This window comes from Vibrio sp. CAU 1672, assembly GCF_029223195.1.
Taxonomy (GTDB): domain Bacteria; phylum Pseudomonadota; class Gammaproteobacteria; order Enterobacterales; family Vibrionaceae; genus Vibrio.
In genome coordinates, this window is record NZ_JARHUF010000006.1 from 122,233 (window position 1) to 146,179 (window position 23,947).

General features: G+C 46.1%; 20 protein-coding genes. 12 read left to right on the forward strand and 8 right to left on the reverse strand.

From position 1 onward, the window contains the following. The first annotated feature begins 128 nt into the window (after positions 1–128). From P2G85_RS08010 to P2G85_RS08030, 5 genes are all read left to right on the forward strand, one after another. On the forward strand, positions 129–899 hold the full coding sequence (locus P2G85_RS08010) for an ABC transporter ATP-binding protein (protein WP_275863571.1): 771 nt from the start codon (positions 129–131) through the stop codon (positions 897–899). A gap of 101 nt (positions 900–1,000) precedes the next feature. Continuing rightward, on the forward strand, positions 1,001–1,771 hold the full coding sequence (locus P2G85_RS08015; protein WP_275863572.1) for an ABC transporter substrate-binding protein: 771 nt from the start codon (positions 1,001–1,003) through the stop codon (positions 1,769–1,771). A gap of 80 nt (positions 1,772–1,851) precedes the next feature. Then, positions 1,852–2,592 carry an ABC transporter permease gene (locus P2G85_RS08020; RefSeq protein ID WP_275863573.1) on the forward strand — a complete coding sequence of 247 codons (741 nt, stop codon included), beginning with the start codon at positions 1,852–1,854 and terminating at the stop codon, positions 2,590–2,592. A 3-nt stretch (positions 2,593–2,595) separates the two neighbouring features. Continuing rightward, on the forward strand, positions 2,596–3,273 hold the full coding sequence (locus P2G85_RS08025; RefSeq protein ID WP_275863574.1) for an ABC transporter permease: 678 nt from the start codon (positions 2,596–2,598) through the stop codon (positions 3,271–3,273). A 146-nt stretch (positions 3,274–3,419) separates the two neighbouring features. Continuing rightward, entirely contained in the window at positions 3,420–6,143 is a 2,724-nt protein-coding gene (locus P2G85_RS08030) for an ImpA family metalloprotease (protein WP_275863575.1), read from the forward strand. 404 nt (positions 6,144–6,547) lie between these two features. On the opposite strand, the gene P2G85_RS08035 is transcribed toward P2G85_RS08030, so the two are convergent. The 6 genes from P2G85_RS08035 to dinG all read right to left on the reverse strand — a co-directional run bounded on the left by P2G85_RS08035 (position 6,548) and on the right by dinG (position 13,419). Continuing rightward, positions 6,548–8,296, reverse strand: a complete 1,749-nt coding sequence (locus tag P2G85_RS08035) for a methyl-accepting chemotaxis protein (RefSeq protein WP_275863576.1) — start codon at positions 8,294–8,296, stop codon at positions 6,548–6,550. Between the two features lie 651 nt (positions 8,297–8,947). Further along, a complete protein-coding gene (gene xthA, locus P2G85_RS08040; RefSeq protein WP_275863577.1) occupies positions 8,948–9,754 on the reverse strand; it encodes an exodeoxyribonuclease III in 807 nt (268 codons plus the stop codon). 80 nt (positions 9,755–9,834) lie between these two features. Next, positions 9,835–10,002 carry a pleiotropic regulatory protein RsmS gene (gene rsmS, locus P2G85_RS08045; protein ID WP_275863578.1) on the reverse strand — a complete coding sequence of 56 codons (168 nt, stop codon included), beginning with the start codon at positions 10,000–10,002 and terminating at the stop codon, positions 9,835–9,837. After that, the gene (locus P2G85_RS08050; protein WP_275863579.1) at positions 10,002–10,547 is read right to left on the reverse strand and encodes a primosomal replication protein; all 546 of its coding nucleotides are present in this window, start codon (positions 10,545–10,547) and stop codon (positions 10,002–10,004) included. The genes rsmS and P2G85_RS08050 overlap by 1 nt, the downstream gene beginning before the upstream one ends. Next, positions 10,544–11,329: a TSUP family transporter gene (locus P2G85_RS08055; protein WP_275863580.1), complete on the reverse strand. Its 786-nt coding sequence runs from the start codon at positions 11,327–11,329 to the stop codon at positions 10,544–10,546. Before P2G85_RS08055 ends, P2G85_RS08050 begins: the two co-directional genes overlap by 4 nt. Positions 11,330–11,346: 17 nt before the next feature. Then, positions 11,347–13,419: an ATP-dependent DNA helicase DinG gene (gene dinG / locus P2G85_RS08060; protein ID WP_275863581.1), complete on the reverse strand. Its 2,073-nt coding sequence runs from the start codon at positions 13,417–13,419 to the stop codon at positions 11,347–11,349. Positions 13,420–13,935: 516 nt separating this feature from the next. Between dinG and P2G85_RS08065 the strand changes: the two genes are divergently transcribed. Further along, entirely contained in the window at positions 13,936–14,955 is a 1,020-nt protein-coding gene (locus P2G85_RS08065; RefSeq protein ID WP_275863582.1) for a porin, read from the forward strand. 76 nt (positions 14,956–15,031) lie between these two features. Then, positions 15,032–15,712 carry a DUF2057 family protein gene (locus tag P2G85_RS08070; RefSeq protein ID WP_275863583.1) on the forward strand — a complete coding sequence of 227 codons (681 nt, stop codon included), beginning with the start codon at positions 15,032–15,034 and terminating at the stop codon, positions 15,710–15,712. A 63-nt stretch (positions 15,713–15,775) separates the two neighbouring features. Here the strand turns inward: P2G85_RS08070 and P2G85_RS08075 are convergent, their stop codons facing one another. Beyond that, positions 15,776–16,477, reverse strand: a complete 702-nt coding sequence (locus tag P2G85_RS08075; RefSeq protein ID WP_275863584.1) for a pseudouridine synthase — start codon at positions 16,475–16,477, stop codon at positions 15,776–15,778. Positions 16,478–16,839: 362 nt separating this feature from the next. On the opposite strand from P2G85_RS08075, the gene P2G85_RS08080 reads away from it, so the two are divergent. Further along, positions 16,840–19,065, forward strand: a complete 2,226-nt coding sequence (locus P2G85_RS08080) for an NADP-dependent isocitrate dehydrogenase (RefSeq protein ID WP_275863585.1) — start codon at positions 16,840–16,842, stop codon at positions 19,063–19,065. Between the two features lie 144 nt (positions 19,066–19,209). On the opposite strand, the gene cspD is transcribed toward P2G85_RS08080, so the two are convergent. Further along, positions 19,210–19,428 (reverse strand): cold shock domain-containing protein CspD, encoded by a 219-nt coding sequence (gene cspD, locus P2G85_RS08085; protein ID WP_275863586.1) that lies wholly within the window; start codon positions 19,426–19,428, stop codon positions 19,210–19,212. 697 nt (positions 19,429–20,125) lie between these two features. Here cspD and clpS point away from each other — a divergent pair. The 4 genes from clpS to P2G85_RS08105 all read left to right on the forward strand — a co-directional run bounded on the left by clpS (position 20,126) and on the right by P2G85_RS08105 (position 23,933). Beyond that, positions 20,126–20,446 carry an ATP-dependent Clp protease adapter ClpS gene (gene clpS, locus P2G85_RS08090; RefSeq protein ID WP_275863587.1) on the forward strand — a complete coding sequence of 107 codons (321 nt, stop codon included), beginning with the start codon at positions 20,126–20,128 and terminating at the stop codon, positions 20,444–20,446. A 48-nt stretch (positions 20,447–20,494) separates the two neighbouring features. Beyond that, complete coding sequence (gene clpA, locus P2G85_RS08095) at positions 20,495–22,765, forward strand: ATP-dependent Clp protease ATP-binding subunit ClpA (RefSeq protein ID WP_275863588.1); 2,271 nt, start codon at positions 20,495–20,497, stop codon at positions 22,763–22,765. Positions 22,766–22,902: 137 nt separating this feature from the next. Next, entirely contained in the window at positions 22,903–23,652 is a 750-nt protein-coding gene (locus P2G85_RS08100; protein ID WP_275863589.1) for a serine hydrolase, read from the forward strand. Then, entirely contained in the window at positions 23,652–23,933 is a 282-nt protein-coding gene (locus P2G85_RS08105; protein ID WP_275863590.1) for a hypothetical protein, read from the forward strand. Before P2G85_RS08100 ends, P2G85_RS08105 begins: the two co-directional genes overlap by 1 nt. Positions 23,934–23,947 lie beyond the last annotated feature (14 nt).

Below are 23,947 nucleotides of genomic sequence, written 5' to 3' on the forward strand. Positions count from 1 at the left end.
TGTGTTTATCTATGCAAATTATTTGGGTTAATAATTTGTTGCATGTTGGCGTGTGGGGTGATAATTTGATTGCAATTTAAGAGGGCGGAGCCCTCCTTTGCAGTGATAAAACACATGGAGTAGAGCGCATGAATGATGTACCCGCGCTGGATATAAAAGATCTGCACAAAACATTCGGGCAAAATGAAGTCCTCAAAGGCATATCGCTTTCTGCACACAAAGGAGATGTGATCTCCATTATCGGCTCTTCCGGCTCAGGTAAGAGTACTTTCCTCAGATGCATCAACTTACTGGAGACCCCCACCGCTGGTGAAATCTGGGTCAATGGTGAGCTTATCCAAATGAAAAATAATCGCGCGGGTGAATCTGTTCCTGCGAACGAGAAGCAGGTTCAGCGGATTCGTTCTCGTCTTGCTATGGTATTTCAGGGCTTCAACTTGTGGTCTCACCTTACGGTACTGGAAAACGTAATTGAAGCACCGGTACACGTGCTCGGGGTGCCAAAAGCGCAAGCGATAGAAAACGCTGAGCTTCTGCTAAAAAAAGTCGGTCTGTACGAACGAAAAGACTACTATCCGGGCCACTTGTCTGGTGGCCAGCAACAGCGCGCCGCTATCGCCCGTGCTTTGGCGGTCGAACCTGAGGTTATGCTGTTCGACGAGCCAACGTCGGCGTTGGATCCCGAGCTGGTTGGGGAAGTCCTTGGCGTCATGCGAGATCTTGCTGAGGAAGGCCGTACCATGCTGGTGGTCACGCACGAAATGGCTTTTGCGCGTGATGTTTCAAATCACGTAATGTTTTTACACCAGGGGCTGGTGGAAGAACAAGGAGATCCAGCTAAGCTGTTTACTGACCCTGATTCTGAGAGATTACAGCAGTTTATTTCATCTATTTATTGATACTACACCCGGTTTTTCCGCGGTCGGCAGGGTATTGCCGCCCGTAGTAAGCACAACAATCAAAAACGACACAAAAAAATAGCAATCACAGGAGTATGGAAATGAAAAAGTGGTTATTGGCGGCAACGCTTGCCGCAACAGCAGTCTCTGGTATGGCTCAAGCAAAGGAATGGAAAACCGTTCGTTTTGGTATTGAAGGCGCATATCCCCCGTTTAGCTGGACAGAAACCGACGGTTCGCTTAAAGGTTTTGATGTCGATATGGCCAATGCATTATGCGAGGAAATGCAGGTGAAGTGCAAAATCGTCGCACAAGATTGGGATGGTATTATTCCTTCGCTTTTAGCGCGTAAGTATGATGCGATCATTGCGGCAATGTCGATCACAGAAGAGCGTAAGAAGAAAGTTGACTTTACCGGCAAATACGCCCTTATCCCAAACAAATTTATTGCCAAAAAAGGGGCAAATTTAGATTTCGATAACCTCAACGGGCAAAAAATTGCGGTACAACGAGCAACCACACACGACAAATATCTGACAGATAATTATGGCGATAAAGTGCAAATCGTTCGTTACGGTTCGTTCGATGAAGCGTATCTGGATCTGGGCAATGGCCGTGTTGCAGCGGTATTAGGTGATGCATCTGCACTAGAAGAAGGAGTGCTCAACAAACCTGGCGGTGACGCTTATGAGTTTGTCGGGCCGTCGTTGACCGATCCGAAATGGTTTGGTGAAGGTTTTGGTATCGCGGTTCGTAAGCAAGACAAAGATTTGACGAAAAAGCTTGATGCAGCAATCCAATCGCTGCGTGAAAAAGGTATTTATCAGGAGATTGCAGGTAAATACTTTAGCTACGATGTTTACGGCGAGTAAGTCGTAATTCAGCGGCCGTTGGCTTGTTCCTAGAAGTAGCCAACGGCCGATTGATGAGTTTAGGGATTAGGAACTCACCTATGCTGGATTTACAAGGATACGAAGCCTCCATTTTCAAAGGGGCGTTGGTGACAATTGAAGTCGCGGTATTGTCACTGCTGCTTGCTGTTATATTGGGCATGCTGGGCGCACTAGCGAAGTTGGCGCCATATAAATGGGCGAGAGCCATTGCGACACTTTATACCACCATTATTCGCGGCATTCCCGATTTAGTATTGATGATGCTGATCTTCTTTGGTGGCCAAATTCTTCTCAATAATAGTCTTTATTCTATCAATGAAACCCTGAATGAGTGGTTTGCAGCTGGCAACCCTGAGCATGAATGGGTTGCTTATCTACCCGATTACATTGACGTCAGTCCGTTTATCGCCGGCGTATTAACGATAGGGTTTATTTTTGGCGCATACATGGCGGAAACTTTTCGTGGTGCCATCATGGCGGTAGACAAAGGGGAGCTTGAAGCTGCAAAAGCGTATGGAATGAACCCGGTACTCTCATTTCGCCGAATATTGTTACCTCAGATGATCCGCCATGCGTTGCCCGGGTTTGGTAATAACTGGCTGGTGTTACTTAAAACTACTGCTTTGGTTTCCATCATTGGTCTGGAAGATATGGTGCGGATGAGTTCACTGGCTGCAGGTTCGACTAAAATGCCATTTACCTTTTACATGGCTGTTGCAATTATCTTTCTGTTTTTCACCAGTGTTTCTACCGGCCTGTTGAAACTGGTTGAGCGCAAGTTCAGTATTCATGCGAGGTAAGAGATGGATTTTTCTTTAATTGTCGAGAGTTTCCCTACTTACCTTGAAGGACTGTGGACTACGGTGTGGCTGGTTGGTTTAGCACTGCTCATTGGTTTATGTGTGGCCATCCCGCTGGCCATCACACGAAACAGTGCAAATTACGTGTTGAGCTTACCGGCCTGGGCCTTTATTTACTTTTTTCGTGGCACGCCGTTGTTAGTCCAGCTCTACCTGATTTACTACGGCATGGATCAGTTTTTTCCGGTTAAAGATACCTTGTGGGAACACGCCTGGTTCTGTGCGTTGGTGGCTTTTGTACTCAATACCTCTGCATATACCGCTGAAATCGTCCGCGGAGCGATCAATGGTTTGCCAAAAGGCGAAGTGGAAGCCGCAAAAGCGTATGGCATGAGTAAGTTTATGACCTATAAACGCATTATTTTGCCAAGTGCGCTACGCCGAGCATTACCGGCGTATTCTAACGAAGTCATCTTCATGTTGCATGGCAGTGCTGTTGCAGGGATCGTAACTATCGTCGACCTAACTGGTGCGGCACGTTTGGTAAACTCTCGTTATTACGCGCCATTTGAGTCTTTCTTAACGGCTGGACTTTTCTATATGTCGCTAACGTTTATCATTCTTTGGTGCTTTAAACGTGCAGAAAAACGCTTCTTGGCGTATCTACGTCCGCTAAGCTAAAGCCGGAATTTAAGTAATGGTACCTCCGGGTACCATTTTATTTTTGATACCTTCATTCATACTTTTCTGCTTTATCAACAAGACTGTTTTGCTCCCTTGTTCGCTTACATTACACTTCGGCAAAACCCTCATTTAACAAGTGAAAGATGAAAAAAATAATTATATCGTTGGGTCTTGCAGTGGTAGCGGCAGGATGCGGTGGCGGAGGAGGAGGAGATTCACAGTCAAATGCTCAAGTCACACCAACTCCAGCTCCAGTTCATCAAGCCTTAACAACGGGCAATGCACTGTTAGTTTCAAACCCAAACGATTTTATTCGAGAAAGTCGTCAGGTTGTTGAAGCGCATAAGAAACAGTCGAATGCGATCAAATCTGCGATTGCGAAAAACCTTTCGGGTCTTTACTGGGATCCGACGCATGATGCCGCAATTTTTTCTCCTACCTATGGATTTAACGACACCATTCTGATGACCAACAAAGCGATGGCAAGTGGTTATACAGACCAAGCTTTGTCGATTGGTATTGCTGGCGAGCAAACTAGCGGTCAACGCTATGCGGTTCTCGGCAGTAACCCATTTCGAACCGCGCAACGTTTTCCTGATTCTTCTAATGCGGCAATGACTCAGTGGTTAAAGAACCTTATTACTTGGTTGTCAGGCGGGACGACTTCAAATGTAGTCATCGCACAAATGGATCAGTCCTATTACTTCCCTGATGAGCAAGCGACGCGTAATTGGTTAAACAGCAATATTTCACCAGATTTGACGTTTAACGAAGCTAACCTCTGTGATGGTTCGAAGCTACTGAGCTGTCTGAAAGCAGATAAGCCAAACCTCTTGATCCTGTCACAGCATTTACAATCAGAAGATACCAACCAACAGGTGTTGGATGCTCTGTCTTATGCTGAGCAAGCTGAAATTCCGGTTTTGTATCTGCATTGGGATGGCGAGCTAACTGATCTTGGCCGAGAGGTTTTGGAAAAATTCCATATTGACTATGTGGGAGACAACTACTGGCGTAGGTTGGGGCTGGTTGATTGGGCACCTGCATCGCTAGTGAACGTCGTGCCGGATTCTGTCATCACACAACAAGCGTTGTTATCTCGTTTCGAAACTCAAAACTTCAATGTAGATTTGTCCCAGTGTGATGACAAATCATGCCCTGAAGCCGCGAACATGGACAGCCAATTTTACGAAGCGGCCAACAGCATTCGTCAGTGGTTGAGAACACTTGATGAGCAGAAAATCTCTTTGTTTGAACAAGATGGTTACCAATACGAAAAGTTGATGGTGTTGTTGGCGGATCACTATCGTCAAACCGTTTCATTTCCAATGGACAAGCAATCTACACAAACGAACGAATTTCTGAAATCGTATTTTGCGGACTACGTGCAGTACAACAGTCGTAACATCAATCCAAAACAACCGAATATGGGCAACTTCAGCCGTAGTGGGTTTGGGGCAGATGTTAAGAGAATCGCTACCACGGTGAATATGGAGTCTAAACGCTACTTCCGTTCAGCGGGTGTGTATGCGCTACCTGGGGAAGCGTTTACAGTAACCCGTAATGACAACAACGATGTGACCACAAAAATCGTCATCAATAGTTTAAGAAGTGGTGCTACTCATGAGTTCAGCAAAGATGGTTATACTCGACCGAAATTGCTGACATCGTTTGCTTATGAAGTTAAAGCGGGTGAAACCATCACACTGACTTCTCCGTACGGCGGTCCTGTACAGGTTCACTTTGATAAAAATGATGTTCCGGTTGAACTCAGCTTTAGCCATGTTGCGCAGCACCCTGTGTGGAGAAGTGAGAAGGACAACGACACCTTTATTCAACAACTAGAAGCCAACTTGTTCGATTGGGCTGAGTTGATCACACCTGGGTTTGAAGTTCACTCCAAGCGCGACAAGATGCTGGAGTCGATCAACGATGAGATGTGGTCGACCCCAGCTGAAATGGCGCTTGTGACAGAAGAGTACGTTCACAACTACCCACATGTGTTGGCGGGTTTCCAAGGTCCGGGCATTGACGAAGTCCCAGAAATCATTCAATACGGCCGAAACCAAGGCTGGGAAATTGCCAATATTGATATGGTTAAACACATGAACGCTGATCAAGCCACCTGTGGCTATGGTTGCTCTGGTAACCCGTACGATGCTTATTGGGCTTTCAGTCCATTGGGGCATGGTGATTTGCATGAGCTTGGCCACGGTTTAGAGAAGGGACGATTCCGATTTGCCGGTTGGGAAGGGCACTCGACAACTAACTACTACTCTTACTACAGTAAGTCTCGTTTCTTCCAAAATACGGGTAAGGAATCAACCTGCCAAAGCTTAGATTTCAAAGGTCAGTTTGAACTGTTGCAAACCAGTCGAACACAAGCCGATCCCAATGCATACATGGCCGCTCAAAACCAAACAGGCTGGAGTTGGGGGGCTCGCGTTTATATTCAAATGATGATGGCGACGCAGCATGAAGGCGTACTTCAAAATGGCTGGCATCTATTGGCGAGATTGCATCTTATTGAACGTGAATTTAACCGTTTGAAAGCAGATGAAACACTTTGGAATAAGAGACAATCAAGCATTGGCTTCTCGATGTACAGTAAAGATGAAGCAAACGGTATTTCAAACAATGATTGGCTGTTAATTGCACTGAGTTACGTTGCTCAGCGAGATATGACCAACTATCTCGACATGTGGGGATTCTCGTTCTCAGAAAAAGCAAAACAACAAGTTGTAGCGTTGAGTCTGACACCAATGCCTCTCACTTACTTTGCAAGCAGCAATACTGGCTACTGTTTGAATGAGTTTGCTCAAACGCCGCTAAGTATTGATGGGCAAACCGCTTGGCCGCTGAACTAGATTAGCTCATACTATATTCAGTAGTATTTAAAAGTCCAAAGCCAGTCCGTTAAGCGGATTGGCTTTTTTGTTGGGACATTTTTTAGCTTTGGGATTTTTACTTTAGGACATAATGATGACGTACCAAACGGTTAAATCAACAAGGGTATGACTTTCACAACCACATATGTTCCGCAGTATTGAACGATACAATCTGGGTAAAAGTGGTCACAAAGCTACCCAAATTGCTCAGTCTTCGGTGCGTTGCAATGGTGGTTGTAAGGGCTGGAGTTAAATGCAAAATAAAGGCTCTAAGTTGGAGTGTTTAGAGCCTTGGTCATCTGGTAGATGGAGTCTTCAGTCGTTCATTGTAAAGAGCTCGGCATCAGACACGGCAACCATATTATAGTTGCTGGTGCTGAAGATTAATGTTGGATCTGGAACTCGCCTAATCGTTTTGTCTGATCTTCTGCCAAGCGAGACAAGTGGTTACTGGCTTCTGCTGTCTGGCTGATACCTGCAACGTTTTGACTAATAATATCGTTAATATTATTGATGTTCTGGGTTATCTCTACGATGGCACGACTCTGCTCGTCAACCGCAGTGGTAACATCGTTATTAACCTGGCTGATATGTTGCAGTGTCTGAGTGATAGACTCCATCTGGTTACTGGTTTGCTCTGCGATCTGACTATTTGCCTGAACTTTGTCCAGGCTATCATTGACGGCATCGACAGCTGCGGATGATTTTTGCTGCAATTGTTCAATGATTGCCTGGATCTGCTGGGTCGAATCTTGTGTTTTAGCTGCCAGCACGCGAACTTCGTCCGCGACAACGGCAAATCCTCGTCCACTTTCGCCAGCTCGAGCGGCCTCAATGGCAGCATTCAGTGCCAGTAAGTTGGTTTGCTCAGAAATGGTATCGATCACGGTTACGACTTCGCTGATCTTAATGCTTTGCTCGTTAAGATCGGTCACTTGATCTGACGTCTGGTGGAGCTGGTTAGCAAGCTCTTGAGTTAGCTGACGTGCATGGTCGGCAATTTCTGAACTTTCTGCCCCTAAGTTCAGTGCTTGCTGGGCACTTTCATCTGCATTTTTCGCATAGCTGTCAACCTGGGTCGCAGCGGCTGACAATTCAGTTACAGCCGAGGTGATCAATTCAACTTGTTGTTGTTGCTCCCTGGCATTAACTTCACTTTGGGTCATTACTGCTGCAAGCTCTGTTGATGAGGCTGCCACTTCATCTCCGACGCCACGCAAAGCTCGGATAGTTTGGCTTAGCTGAGAAATGGCATCATCGAGGCTGGCCCCTAACAGGCCAATTTCGTTTTTACCCTGAATTCCAGTTTGGTTATCGAGTTTACCTTCTGCCAGGTCCTTCACGGCCAAATATAGGGCACGCATTATTTCGCTGATAGCATTGGATAAGTAGATACTGATCACCAGTGCCAGAATAATGGCGATAACAGAGGCTGATAACTGACTGGCGGTTACTGAGTCCAATAGCTTTGAGCTTTTATCAGAAAGCTGTTCGGTTATCTTGATAGAGGTGGTGGCCAGGGTTGTGATTAACTGGGTGTTCTGATTACCCAGGTCGATCATTCGGTTGGCGGTCTGCTTTTTTTGCTTTTGCAGCTGGATGATTTCGCGTAATTGCTGTTCCCAGAGCTTGGCGTTGCTGATCAACTCGCGGGTTTCCGGCCACTGTGCAAAAGGCTTAAGCTGAGCGTTGAGTTTTTGTGCATAGGTGAGAGTCTTTTCCGTGTCAGCCTGGTTCTGCCCTTTCACGCCTACTGCCAAGTGATAAAGCATCAGGCCTGCAGTGTCAGACATTTCTGATAGCTCATTGGTCCATTGATCAACATCCTGCTCATTTCGGTTATCAGCAACCTGTAAGTCAGCCTTAGTAATATCTGTGGTTATCCAGCTGGTGGCTTCATAGAGCTTAATGATGTTCTGGCGATGGGTTCTGAGCTGTTCAGAAGCGCGCACATAGTGCTTGAAGTTACTGATAAAGCTTTCTAACGACTGTTTGACACCGGCCGTCACAGCAACGTTATTGCTTTGTGTCAGGTGATGGTAACTGCGTTGAATTTTTGCTAGGTTATCATTGTTAACACGTACCATTTTATCAACCCGTTCATAAAAACCAAGCGCGTAAATGGATTCCATTCGGCTGACATCCTGCAGGTCCTGAAATTCTTTTAGAGTGCTATTAAAGGTGATGTAATCATTTACTTTTTCGGTGTTGTTTTCTACCTCAGATAAAAGGTTTTGGCTGATTATTGTTGTAATAATGAAACAAAGAATAGCAAAGGCTGATGATAAAGAAAGAAGTATGCGTAACGGGATGTTTTTAATTGTATCTAGCATTATTAAATATGGCGCTCACTGTATTATAAAAATTACTAAATTTGGAGGCTGGTGCTTGTGTTATTTGCATATGCCTAGTTGTTGACGGGCATTAGATTATTGTTGGTGAGATTATATAAATATAATCAGTTTCTTGGTAGTGGTATAAATATTAATATTTATTTAATAAGCTAAACGGATTGTGGGTAATGTTCACTTTGACTTGTAACTTGTATTAATTTGTTTTTGTCTGTTAACTATCCTTCATAAAAATACAGTCTATTATTTAAGTCAGAGATGTAATTGATAGCGGAAAACGATGACGGGAGCTATGGAGTATTTTTGTCTTTAAATACCTATGTCAAACATAGGGAGACGCTTTTCTTTGTTATTTCTGGAGTTAATGAGCTCCATGGTATGCCACTTTCTTTGTGACGGATAAAAGAGGGAGAATAACTTTCTCCCTCTTTTTTATTTGAATGTTGACCAGATAGGCGCATGATCGGAAGGTTTTTCAATACCACGTAATTCATAATCAATCCCGGCCTCAATACATTTGCCTGCCAGTGAGGGGGTGGCCAGTATCACATCAATGCGCAGTCCACGGTTATCGTCGAAACCACGAGAGCGGTAGTCAAACCATGAAAACTGGTCATTTACGCCAGGATGCAGGTTGCGAAAAGTATCTTCAAACCCCCAGTCTAACAGGGTTTGCAGCCACTCACGCTCAATCGGTTGAAATGAGCATTTACCCGTTTTCAGCCAGCGCTTGCGGTTGGGTTCGCCAATACCGATGTCAGAGTCGAGCGGGCTGATGTTGATGTCACCCATTACAATCAGTTGTTCATTACTATTGTGGTGGTCGCCAAGGTAAGTCATCAAATCTTGGTAGAACTGGCGTTTATAAGGAAACTTGGTCTCATGGTTGACATTATCCCCTTGCGGAAAATAGCCATTTAAGATGGTCACCTTGTCACCTTGCTGATCCTCAAATGTGGCCATGATCATGCGTTTTTGGTGGTCGTCATTATCGGTCGGGAACCCCTTGCGAACGCAGATAGGTTCTTGTTTACACAACATCGCAACGCCATAGTGTGCTTTCTGACCATGAAAGTAGACTTTGTAGCCCAATGCTTCGACATCTGCGAGTGGAAAGGCCTCATCATGCACCTTGATTTCCTGTAGCCCAATTATGTCGGGTTGATGTTTTTCGATAAGGGCTTGTAACTGGTGAAGACGGGCACGCAGGCCATTAATATTAAAACTAACGACTTTCATTGTTTGTCCTTATTAAGGGAGACTTTATTTGAATAATAATCAGGGGGATAGTATAGCTTTTTTGCTACTGGCTGTGGAGGCTATGCCTGAGTATTCAACTTGCCTTCCAGATCTTGTTGAACAATCTGCAGAGCCGCGAGTGCGGTACCTGGATCGACTTCATTGCTTTCGAGCAAATAGATCAGGTCAACGGCGAGCTTTACTTCATCCGGGGCTTGATCTAATGGTGGAACTGGATGATCAGACATTACTGGTTTTTTTCCCTATACGTAATTTGGTTTTCTAGTTTTAACACGGCGGCCTCGCAACGTTCCAGCCTTTGTTCGGTAGCCAGCAGTATTTTCTGTGCTTCCGCACGTAGATAACTCGGTGCCGTGTCTAGCGCGTGTTGTTTTTCCAGTACCATTTCTCGCAGGCGACGCGCCCATTCCTGATGCTGAGCCAGTTCTTGATATAAAACGTTGATTGGTTTCCTGAAGTGGCTACTGTGCTTGATTTCACTTTTACGTATTTTCAGCGTAGAAATCTCGCGTTGAATGGCGGTGATTTGAGCGATCAGCCGCTCGGTCAGGTATTCAGCGCGAAGCGAGGTCAACACCTGTTCTTTCTGTTCCCGTAATATCGTATCCAGTGTGCCCCTGGCCTCTTTGACACAGGGGGTAAGCAGGCGAGAGCGGCAGGAAAACAGGCGCTCATCAAACAGCGGGACATGGTGTTCTCCCCGTTGACGATCCAGTTGTGCTGCTTGTTTTTCTGCTTGATCCAGTTTTTCTGAAAGTTGCGTAATATTCATGATAAACCCACAAACCAGGCCTCGTAAGCCAGTTTTATCGCCAACACACTTACAACGGTGACAAACACCGGGCGAATAAATTTCGACCCAAAGCGAATAGCGGAATGCGCACCAACGAAAGCCCCCGCCATCAGGCAAAGGCCCATGGTTAATCCGAGTACCCAGTTTATGTGTCCGAGCCAGGCAAAAGTAAGCAACGAGGTAAAGTTACTGGTAAAGTTCATTGCTTTTGCCAGTCCGGAGGCGAGCAGAATATTCAGCCGGTAGAGTGCCATAGAGCTGACTGTCCAAAATGCACCGGTACCCGGGCCGGCTAAACCATCATAAAATCCAATTGAAAAACCTTGTGCGTACTGTTTTTTATTAAGCTTAGTACATGGCTCAGGGATCGGGCTTTGATGGGTGGCAGGCGGTGCCCGGTGAAATACGGTATAAAGCGCCGCAGCTAAAATAATCAGCGGCAGCACCTTTTCCAGCCATTCGGTACTAATCGAATCGACAAATAGTGTACCCAACGTGGCACCGACAAGCGTTGCGACGAACGCTCTTCCCCAGCATTGTGGCTGGAACAGGCGTTTACGGTAATAAGTTAATGCTGCGGTGGAAGAAGCAAAGCTGGCAGCCAGCTTGTTGGTACCCAGAGCAATATGGGGAGGCAATCCAAGCGAGAGTAGTGCGGGAACGGTAAGCATTCCACCGCCTCCCGCCACAGCATCAATGAATCCAGCAACAAAAGCAACAAGCGCCAACACCAACAGCATGGTTGGCTCAATCATTTCCATAAATAATGGTTCTTCTATTATTCTATTGTTCGTTTAAACGGCGGTAGAGCGTCAATCAGTGCTTGTCCGTAACGTTTTGTTACTAAACGGCGATCTAAGATGACTACTGTACCAGAGTCTCGTTCTTTCCGCAGCAGGCGACCAACACTCTGGATGAGCTTTTTACTTGCGTCGGGAACCGTGATCTGCATAAACGGGTTACCGCCTTTCTTCTCGACATACTCGGCATGGGCCTGCTCGACAGGGGAAGTTGGTACCCCAAACGGGATTTTGGTGATCACCAGGTTTTCCAGTAGTTCACCAGGTAGATCCAGGCCTTCTGAAAAGCTGCCCGTGCCAAACAGCACACTGGTTTTGTGTTTTTCGACCAGCTTTTTATGTTTTTTTAGAATTTCGGCGCGGGAACTGTCCCCCTGTACCTGTAGTGCCCAGCCCCGTTTAACAAAGTCTTTGGCCAGCGCTTTCGCCACCTGGTTCATTTGCCAGTAAGAGGAGAATAATACTAAGTTGGCTTTATTGTCTTGCAAATACTTAGGCAAAATTTCAATAAGATATTCAGTGAACTGTGGGGCCGGTGGCTCGTACTGCATTTGCGGGATGCGCAGCTCGGCCTGATTCTGGTAATCAAAAGGCGACGCTAAGGCGAGAAATTGTGTTCCGGATTCCGGGCGCGCATCCACACCTACCTGATGGCAGAAGTACTGGAACGAGTTTAGTGCGCGAAGGGTGGCAGATACCAACACCGCACCGAGGCAGCGGCTCCAGATCTGCTGATCTAGCTGCCAGCCAATTTCCAGTGGTGAAACGCTGACAATAAAGTCGCCTTCACGATCCGGATGTGTCTCCAGCCAGCGCGCGAGTGGGGCGCCTTTATCTCTGGTTGGTTCTGCCATTAATGACCAAACTTGCGCCAGGTTTTCCAGACGTTGAATGTAAAAACCGAGTTCGGCCAATGCTGGCTCGGCTAATCTGGCGGAAAGTTCCCCATCTTTGACTCGCTCGGCGATTAAATCAGCGATTTTTGCCACACTCTGATTGGCTTTCTTACTCAGTTGTTTCAGCTCTTGCGATTGTGTTTCCAGCCAGGCAGGCAGTTCACCATGCTCAAAGCGATAGATCCCTTCATTAAAATGACTGGGATCGAACTGTTTACACAACTGGTTCAGGGATGGAACAAGCTGCTGTACCGCGTCTTGCAGATCATTTCGAAATCGCGATACGCGTTTTTCATCAGCAAGGGATGAAAATTTGCTGGTAGATTGGTTGAGTTTTTCCAGCCAGGCCGCGGCGCCTTTGAGACTTGCTGAGGCAGAGGCGTGATCGCGCGCGATATGTGGCAGGTGGTGGGCCTCATCAAACACATAAATTGAGTTTTCCGGCTCAGGCAGAATCACCCCTCCGCCCAGATCGGCGTCAGCCATGACCAAGGCGTGGTTGGCGATGATGATGTCATTTTTATCTAACTCCGAGCGTGCTTTTTGAAACGGGCAGCCGCGGTGGGCAGGCAAACTGTTGTTGCAACTATGCTTGTCACTGACAATCAGCTGCCAGATTTGATCATTAATCGGTTTTGGCCAGGAGTCACGATCGCCATCCCACTTGCCCTGTGCCAGAGCCCGATACAAGGTTTCCAGCAGTTCAATATCGGTTTTGTTTGGTTTGGTCTCAAACATGGCTAACTGCCCGCCATCGACGCCGCTGGCGGTCGCGAGTTTTTCAGCGCAGCAATAGCGTTGCCGGCCTTTTGCCAGAATAAAGGAAAACTCACGATCCGAAAGCCGGCGGTACAGAGGCAGGTCTTTATTAACCAGTTGTTCCTGTAATGCAACCGTTGCAGTGGAAATCACAATTTTGCGATTGTTGTGCAGGGCAACAGGAATTGCAGCCATCAGGTAAGACAATGACTTACCAATTCCGGTTCCGGCTTCGGCAACTAGCATTCGGTTTGTTTTGTGGTATTGGCCACAAAGCGTTTTCGCTATTTCAGCCACCAAATAATTTTGCGCTCGCCTAGGGACGAAATTTTCAAGTTGCGCCTGAAGGTTGTGATAACTGTTACGAATCGATTTTTGGATGTTAGTGGTCAGCATGCGGGCCTCAAATGCGTTGGGCGCGAATAGTAGCACACTTCACTGGATGCACAGAAGTTCACAAAATTGAATGCTTTTGAATGAAATAGCGATCTTCTTCACAAAAAAAAATTGAACCTTTCTTGGTTGAAATTAGTTTCACATGCAGAAAGATATAAAACACCAAAAAATAGATCAAAATAATAGCCTGGGTGGTGTTTTGTGTGGTGCGTCTTGGCATTGTTGGTGTTAATTGCTGTTTAACTCGTGTTGATAAATGCCTAAAAAGTAGTGTATTTAGTATAGAACTGCGTCGCAAAAATCGGTCAGAAAGCGTAAGTTGTTGTTTTTGTTGGTTTTTATTTTTTTTGATGTTTGGATTTATAAAATTTGACAGGCAGAATAATCTTTTGCAATCTAATGCCCAGATTATATAGGTGAACTGTTTGATGCCGAAAGCATTGAGAGGCACCGATAAAATAAAAAAAGGGAACCGGGCAAGGATTTCCCGAACTAAGAAAAGGCAGTGGATTAATTATGAAAAAGACTCTATTAGCTCTAGTTGTTGCTGCTACAGCAACTTCTGTTAACGCAGCTGAAGTATTCAAATCTGAAGAAGGTTCTGTAGATTTTTACGGCCAACTTCGTCCAGTTTTAGTATTTTCTGACAAGAACGACCACACAGCAGAGCTAAACACAAGCTCTTCTCGTATGGGTGTAAACGGCGTTTACGTTGTAGACGACAGCCTGAAAGTACTAGGCGAAGTTGAGATCGGTGTTGCTCTGGGTGACAACTACGGCGCAGGCGCTGACTCAAGTGAGCGTACTGATGATACAGTATTTGTACGTCGTCACATCATCGGCTTCGACATGGGCGATATGGGTACACTACGTATCGGTAAAGAAGGTACTTTCGCTGATGACGTATACGGTGCTGATTACTCTTACTTCTTCGGTGGTTCTGCGCTTCTTTACGGACACGCTTGGAACAACTCTTCTCAGTTCAAGTACGCGTTCGAAAACGATCAGTTCTGGCTAAAAGCTGGTTACGCACTGGGCGAGAAAGACCAGAACGAAGAAGTTCGCGAAGTATTCGTAGGTAAGTCTTTCGGCGACCTGTCTATGCACGCAGGTATCCTTTCTTCTGAAAACAAGATCGCTTCTAAAGGTAACAACAAAGAAAACCTATCTTTCGAAGTTACTGGTGAGTACGCTCTAAACGGCCACACTCTAGGTGCGACATACTACTACAACGAAGACGACAACAAAGCTTCTGCAGAAACTGTTGATTCTCACGGTATCTCTCTAGCAGGTATGTTCGCAGTAGCTAACAAAACTACGTTCTACACAGGTTACGAGCTGGTTCTTTCTTCTTCTGACAAAGCTGGCACTGTAGACGGTGACAAGTCTCAAGCTTACGCTGGCGTTGAGTACAAGTTCTCTAAATGGGCTCGCGTATTTGCTGAAGCGGGTTACGTATTCGAAGAAACTACAACAGCAGACGCTAAAGTAGACAGCAAGACTAACTACGGTCTAGGTGCTCGTTTCTACTGGTAATCATTTTCCAGTTTGCTATTGTAAGACCCAGCTATAGGCTGGGTCTTTTATTATTGGAGATATAAAGAGGCATTTTATGCGGTCATCATTACAACTGGCGTTGGCGCTTTCTGCTTTTATCAGTGGTCCCATTCTTGCTGCATCGACGTTGATTATTCCCGAAGATGTCAAGTTGCTTGCGGTCAACATGGAAAAACCTAAAGCCAAAGGTGGTTTGTTTTCTGACAACAAAACACTAGAGCTCCCGGACGGAACTAATCAAATTGTGTTTAAGTACCAGCCGGAGTTCGAAATTGGTGATGATATTAAAACCGCTTATAGTGATGTGGTTATTGCCAGATTTGACGTTAGCAATGAAAAACTTACTTTCGAACTGCCTGAATTTAAGTCTTATCGCCAAGCCCAACTCAATATCTCACCATTAGTATGGCAACTGCTTGACAGTAAAGGTGAGCCTATTGCGTTAGTGGAAGATACACTCGAATCTGATGGCGTTCAGATTGGGCGAAACTTCCCGCAAGAAGCACGCAATTACAATATTGCCGGTGGTATCGCGAGCGTTGCGGTAACGTACGTGACGCTGAATCAGCATCAACAGCCAGTGGCATCCGCAAATCAAACTGAAGAGCCGGTTCGCTCTGTCTCAGAGCCATCACAAGCCGACAGCCAGATGGTTGATTTGCTAAAGACAATGTACAAAAAAGCCGCTCCTGAAGAGCGTGAGGCTTTTAAAGCATGGGTAATGCAGCAACAATAGCTGCAAAGTTAAGGCATCACTTTTCAACCCAAAGCGTATAATGGGCTCTGGATTGATGGTGGTTTAAAGATTGACCAGCTTCCATTCGCCTGGCTGCAGACCATCTAAGGTAAAGTTGCCCATCGAATAGCGGATCAAGCGCAGAGTAGGAAAGCCTATGTGCGCAGTCATTCGTCTTACCTGACGATTTCTGCCTTCAATAATGGTGATGGCCAGCCACGTGGTCGGGATGTTGGCTCTAAAGCGTACCGGAGGTGTGCGTTGCCAAACCTGAGGTTCGGCGATGATTTCTACTGTCGCCGGAAGGGTGGGGCCATCTTTTAACTCTACACCGCGGCGCAGCTGGTCTAAATCTGCTTCGCTTGGTGCACCATCTACCTGTACCCAGTAGGTCTTTGCTGACTTTGATTGTGGTTGTGTTAGCCGGGCCTGTAATACTCCATCGTTGGTCAGCACCATTAAACCTTCACTGTCCCGGTCAAGACGACCTGCTGCATAAACACCTTTCACCGGGATGAAGTCGGCTAAGGTCTGGCGGCTTTCGCCGTCAGTAAACTGGCTGAGCGTGTCGTATGGCTTATTGAAAATCACCACCTTTCTCTCTTCGGGTGATACACGCGGCTTTGACTGCGATATGCGTGGTTTAGATTTGTTGCGTCTGCTCTGTTGTCCCCCGTCACGTTGTGATTTCGCTGAGCGTTTAAAATGGCCATTTTTGGCTGGCGAATGACGACGACCGTCTTGTTGGCCTGAGCGAGATGACATGTTAACTACCTTGCAAATTTGTAAATGAACTGTGGCTTAAAGTTTTAACTTTGCTTGTTGTCGGCTATCATGTGCGCGCCTAAAACCAACAAAATCGCACAGAATAATAGACTAATTTGTCGAATTTGTTTAATGATATAGCCAAGTGGCAGTTTATTGAGGTAACTTGCGCTGACAAATTGCTCAATGCCACTGGGTCAATAATGAGCACTCATGGAAAGAGAAGTTGAATACTTCGCACTAAAAGAAATCGAGTGCACACCGCATGTAACGTTAGTGAGGAGAATGCACTACTAACGGGCTGCAATGCGTTAATACACTCAACTCAGTTATTGAGTTGAACAGAAATATAGGGAAATTTCATGCCTACAGAAAAACCTACCATCATCTACACCATCACTGATGAAGCCCCGGCGCTGGCAACGTATTCTTTATTACCAATCATTCAATCGTTTACCGCTTCTTCTGGTATCAATGTAGAGACACGTGATATTTCGTTAGCAGGGCGGATCCTTGCAAACTTCCCAGAGCACTTAAAAGAAGAACAACGTATTGGGGATGCACTTGCTGAGTTAGGTGAGTTGGCAAAAACGCCGGAAGCGAACATTATTAAGTTGCCAAATATTTCGGCATCGATCCCGCAGTTAAAAGTGGCGATTAAAGAGTTGCAGGCGAAAGGCTTTGATTTGCCAGACTACCCTGAAGAGCCAAGTACATATGAAGAAGATGCCATCAAGGCGACCTACGACAAAATTAAAGGCAGTGCGGTTAACCCGGTTCTTCGTGAAGGTAACTCAGACCGCCGTGCACCTCTTTCGGTAAAAAATTACGCCAAGAAAAACCCACATTCAATGGGAGCCTGGTCTGCTGACTCTAAATCTCACGTTACCAGCATGGCAGAGAAAGACTTCTTTGGCAGTGAAAAGTCAGTGACTATCGATGGTGAGACTGACGTTACAATCGAGTTTGTCGCGACAGATGGTACCGTTAAGCAGCTTAAGGCTCCTTTCCCACTGCTGGACAAAGAAGTGATCGATAGTGCGGTGATGAATAACCGTGCCCTGGTTTCCTTCTTTGAGCAAGAAATTGCAGATGCAAAAGCACAAGACGTGCTGCTTTCTCTGCATATGAAAGCCACCATGATGAAAGTGTCTGATCCGGTTATCTTTGGCCAGGCAGTTAAAGTTTATTATAAAGACGTGTTTGAGAAGTATGGCCGGCTGTTCAATGAGCTGGGTGTTGATGTGAATAATGGTATTGGTGACGTTTACGCTAAGATTGAGGCGTTACCGGCCGAACAAAAAGCTGAAATTGAAAACGCCATTCAGGCTGTATATGAGACCCAGCCACCATTGGCGATGGTGGATTCAGATCGCGGCATTACTAACTTACATGTACCAAGTGACATAATCGTTGATGCATCTATGCCTGCGATGTTGCGTGCATCTGGTCAAATGTGGGGACCAGACGGCAAACAGAAAGACACTAAAGCGATGATCCCAGATCGTAGCTACGCCGGTATTTACCAAGCGGTAATCGATTTCTGCAAAGAACACGGTGCTTTTGACCCGACCACCATGGGTAGTGTGCCGAATGTCGGCTTGATGGCACAAAAAGCCGAAGAGTATGGCTCGCACGATAAGACCTTTGTTATGGATGCTGCTGGTACCGTACGGGTAGTCGATGCGGCAGATAAGGTGCTGCTTGAGCAACCAGTAGAGGCCGGAGATATTTTCCGCATGTGTCAGGTAAAAGATGCGCCTATCCAGGATTGGGTGAAACTTGCGGTGAGCCGCGCACGTGCTACCGGTGTGCCGGCGGTATTCTGGCTGGATGAGAACCGAGCGCATGACGCTGAACTGATTAAGAAGGTCAACACTTATCTTCCCGAACACGATACTGCGGGTTTGGAAATCAAAATCCTGGAACCTGTTGAAGCGTGTAAGTACTCACTAGAGCGTATGAAGGCTGGCCTGGACACCATTTCGGTGACGGGGAATGTACTGCGTGACTACCTGACGGATCTGTTTCCAATCCTTGAGCTGGGTACATCGGCTAAAATGCTATCTATCGTTCCTCTGATGAATGGGGGAGGGTTGTTTGAAACCGGTGCGGGCGGCTCTGCGCCAAAACATGTCCAGCAAGTTGAAAAAGAGAATCACTTACGTTGGGACTCGCTGGGTGAGTTTCTTGCGTTAGCAGCATCACTGGAACACTTAAGCCAGGTTACCAGCAATGCCAAAGCTCAGGTTCTTGCCGATGCTCTGGATAAAGCGACGGGCGAGTTTTTGGATAACAATAAGTCGCCATCGCGTAAAGTTGGTGAACTGGATAACCGGGGCAGTCACTTCTATTTGGCCATGTACTGGGCAAAAGCGTTGGCTGAGCAAACCGCAGATGCTGATTTGGCGGCTGAGTTCATGCCGATCGCTCAAGCTTTAGCGGAAAAAGAAGAGCAGATCATTACTGAACTGAACAGTGCCCAAGGCGCAAAAGGTGAGTTGGGTGGTTACTATGCATTAGACGATGCGCTAACCACCGCGCTGATGCGTCCGAGTGCAACACTTAATGCCATTATTGAACATTGATCGTTGAAGATGAGTACACCTCTGATGGTGTACTCAAGCGCAAAAACAAATAAACCCGCACTAGGCGGGTTTTATTTTGCTCTCAATGCAGCAACACGTGTCTGGTGGCATTGGGCAATAGCGGGTTTGTTAGCAGCGAGCTAACTACTTGGCTTGGTCTTCGACTGGAATGACGCAACTGGCGTGCGACCCTTTCGGACCTTTTTCAACCTCGTATGAGACTTGTTGGCCTGCTTTCAGCGTACGATAACCGTCCATCTGGATTGTTGAGAAGTGGGCAAAGATGTCTCCCTCTTCTTCGTCTGAACAGATAAACCCAAATCCTTTGGCATTGTTAAACCACTTTACTGTACCTGTAGCCATGCTTTTACATCCCTCATGCATTTTTTACTGATGTTGTTACCACTCAAGCTATACCATTAGCTTGAAAACTCATTAGCTGCTGCTAATGCATTATGAGTTGATGCTTCTTCCGCCCGCCACTTCTGTAACGGTTTATGATGGCGATCTGCTGAATTATGCATCAACACATTCCACTGTAGTCAATGAATCAAGACAGTCAACCAAAAAACACCCTAAATGGTTACATAAGTGGTAACAAATCAATTTTGAGATTAATAAATTAGTAAATATAAGCGTAGTAGTTCGGTTTATGCTAGAGATATGTTCTGTTGATATACAACCAGGTAAAAATTGCCACTACTTAAGTAGTGGCAGTTAGGTAATCATTCTAAGTGAATAAAAAGTGAAAGTAACGTAGCAAAATGATCGTTATTTCACATAAATGTGACTTTCAGCCAAATATTAATTGTAGACATACCAACGCCAAATGGACCCAGAATTGAAACAGAAATTCTTAAAATGAAGACGCCTCTTGAGAGATAAAAATCTTTTATTTGCAGCTCTTCAATAGGTGGATTAGTCTCTTAGTTAGGATAGGAAGTTATCGGTCAAAGTTCATCAACGTGCCATATCTGACTACACCAGATGACATGCTTGTGGTAGATTGTTTGTATAGGTAGAGAACATCAACCCTTTGATACGATAACTTTAGATTGCCATGAGTAAAAATTTTGAATGGGTGACTCCAGACTCTGATCTTTTGGAGCGAGAAAGTACAAAAATTCAGCCACCTAAGCTTTACAATGTTGTACTTAATAATGATGACTACACACCTATGGATTTCGTCATAGAGGTTCTTGAGCGATTCTTCTCACACGATATCGATAAAGCGACACAAATTATGCTCAAGGTTCACTATGAAGGAAAGGCAGTATGCGGTACTTACAGTGCTGAAATTGCCGAGACTAAAGTAGCGCAAGTGACTATGTACTCAAGGGAAAATGAGCACCCGCTGCTGTGTACGATGGAGCAAGCGTAACGAAAAGACTTGCTCGAGCAACCCAAGTTGTTCTTTCGGGAGGTACTTATGCTAAATAAAGAACTAGAGTCAAGCCTGAACGGTGCATTTGCTCGTGCACGTAATAAACGCCACGAGTTCATGACTGTTGAACACCTCCTACTTGCATTGTTAGAAAACGATGCAGCTAAGGAAGCCCTTTTAGCCTGCAAAGCAGATTTAGATGCCCTGCGCCACGAGCTCGATATTTTTATCGATCAAACTACTCCGCTTATTCCTGAAAGTGATGAAACTCGCGAAACACAGCCGACATTGAGCTTCCAGCGCGTACTGCAACGCGCGGTATTTCACGTGCAATCTTCCGGAAGAAATGAAGTGAACGGTGCCAATGTGCTGGTTGCTATCTTTAGCGAACAGGAATCACATGCCGCTTATTTGCTGAAGAAAAACGATATTTCTCGTCTGGATATCGTAAACTTTATCTCTCACGGCATTACCAAGGCCTCGGGAGCTAACGAGGATTCATCTTCGTCCGAATCTTTTAATCCCGAGAACAATGAAGAAACTGGTTCCGACGAACGTTTGGAAAGTTTTGCTACCAACCTCAATCAATTGGCCAAAGAAGGTAATATCGACCCCTTGATTGGCCGGGATAAGGAGCTGGAGCGTACTATCCAGGTATTGTGTCGTCGTCGCAAGAATAATCCATTGCTGGTGGGTGAAGCCGGGGTGGGGAAAACAGCCATTGCTGAAGGGCTGGCCTGGCGGATCGTCGAAGGTCAGGTTCCTGAGGTAATTGAAAACAGCGTTATTTACTCACTAGATATCGGCTCATTACTGGCAGGTACCAAGTACCGTGGTGATTTTGAAAAACGTTTCAAAACGATCCTTAAACAGTTGGAAAAAGAAGAAGACGCGATTCTGTTTATTGACGAAATCCATACGATCATTGGTGCGGGTGCGGCTTCTGGTGGCCAGGTGGATGCTGCCAACCTGATCAAACCATTATTAAGCAGTGGTAAGTTACGTTGTATTGGTTCCACAACCTACCAAGAGTACAGCAACATCTTTGAGAAAGAGCGTGCATTATCGCGTCGTTTCCAGAAGATTGATGTGGTCGAACCGTCGTTAGACGATACCACGAAGATCTTAATGGGTTTGAAGCCAAAATATGAAGCCCACCACGAGGTGCGTTATACCAACAAAGCGCTGCGCGCCGCGGTCGAGCTGTCGGCGAAATACATTAATGAACGTCACTTGCCAGACAAGGCCATTGATGTGATCGATGAAGCGGGCGCAAAAAGCCGTCTGGCCCCGGCGAGTCGCCGTAAGAAAACCGTGGGTGTTGCGGATATCGAAGCCATGGTAGCTAAAATGGCGCGTATTCCGGAGAAATCCGTTTCTTCTTCAGATAAAGACATCCTGAAGAATCTGGATAGAAAGATGAAGATGCTGGTGTTTGGCCAGGATAACGCCATCGACGCGCTCTCTGAGGCGATTAAACTGTCACGTGCCGGACTTGGTATCGACAACAAGCCTGTAGGTTCATTTTTGTTCGCCGGGCCTACCGGGGTCGGGAAAACGGAGGTAACGGTTCAGCTGTCTAAGTTACTGGGTATCGAATTGCTGCGTTTTGATATGTCTGAGTACGGTGAGCGTCATTCGGTCAGTCGGCTGATCGGTGCTCCTCCGGGCTACGTTGGTTATGATCAGGGGGGGTTGTTAACCGATGCTGTACTGAAACACCCTCACTCGGTGGTTTTGTTAGATGAGATCGAGAAAGCTCACCCTGACATCTTTAACTTGTTGCTGCAAGTGATGGATAACGGGACGCTGACGGACAATAACGGCCGTAAAGCTGATTTCCGTAACGTTATCCTGGTGATGACCACCAACGCCGGGGTTGCTGAGACTGAGAAGAAATCTATCGGCTTGATCCAGCAGGATAACAGTCACGACGCAATGGCGGAGATCAAAAAGGTATTTACGCCGGAGTTTCGTAATCGCCTGGATAATATCATCTGGTTCAATAGTCTGGATGAAACAGTTATTCATCAGGTGGTTGATAAGTTCATCGTGGAGCTGCAGGTTCAGCTGGATGCGAGAGGCGTATCTATGGAGGTGTCTCAGGATGCGCGCCACTGGCTGGCTCACAAGGGTTACGACAAGGCGATGGGGGCCCGGCCGATGGGGCGTGTTATCCAAGAGCAGCTCAAGAAGCCACTTGCCAATGAATTGTTGTTTGGCTCATTGGTCGACGGTGGTACGGTGAAAGTCACTCTGGTTAACGATGCTCTGCAGTTTGATTATCTGAGTGAACGGGAAACTGCCATTCACTAATCCATTATGTTTTTAAGAGTAAAAGCGTGCGCTCTGTCGCACGTTTTTTTATTCCTTCATAGCACGCTGACTCCGCCATTAATTTCTGATTAATTAGCCCTTAGTTTAATGACGGGGAGAGCGAAGTGGTCAAGTTGATGTTAGCCGGAGTATTGCTGGTACTTGCAGGTTGCGATAATAAACACGTTGTGGTTGAAGAAAGTGCAGCCAGGTTTGCGCCGGTTATTACTCGTATCGAACAAGGTAAAGCCTTAAGCATACACAGCTTACTAGTCTGGCAAGCGGAACGTTTAATCCTTGAGGTTTACCGAGAAGGGGGAGGGCTAGATGGGAGTTATCAAACCGCCAACGTGCCGGTGGGTAAAGACGCCATCCACAATGTCCATTCAGTAACAAAGTCATTTGTCGCTACTTTAATATTTATTGCTATTGATGAGGGGCGAATCGAAAGCCTGGATACCCCGGTTCTGGATTTTTTCCCTGAATACCAGGGCGCTGACAGGCAGCAAAAAATGGCAATCACGATTCGTGATGTGATGAACATGTCTGCCAGTTATGCTTTGGATGAGCTTAGTACGCCGTATGGCGAGGGGAACATATTTTCCCGGCATTACAATGCTAAGGACTTGCAAAAGTTGTTTCTTACCACAGATTTAGCATTTGTTCCGGGGTCGAGGTTCGCGTACAGCGGTCTCTCGACGATAGGGTTATCCAAGATTATCGAAAGTGTTTATGGCAAGTCATTTAACCAAGTGATGAAAACCAAGCTATTTGAACCACTGGGTATTTCTGATTATCAATGGCTGCCGCAGTTAGGAAGTGGTGAAGCGGGGGTTGATTGGGGGTTACGTATTATACATCGAGAGATATGGGAAAATTTGGCTTAATGTGGTTAAACCAAGGCAGCTACAACGGGCATCAGATAGTCAGTGAGCAATGGTTCGACAAACTTAAGGTAAGCCGATTTCCCGGGTATGAGATGGGGTACGGACTGCATTTTTGGCAAATACCTAATGTGCATAACGCGGTCGCCGCGGTAGGGATTGGAGAGCAGTATATTGTGATGATACCAAGTAAAGAAGTGGTGATCGTCACCACGGCTGGTAACTATAAAGCAGCGGGCCACCCGGTATTAGAGGTGGTGAAGCATGTTTCTGAACTGCTTTGAGAGTGTCTGCCAAA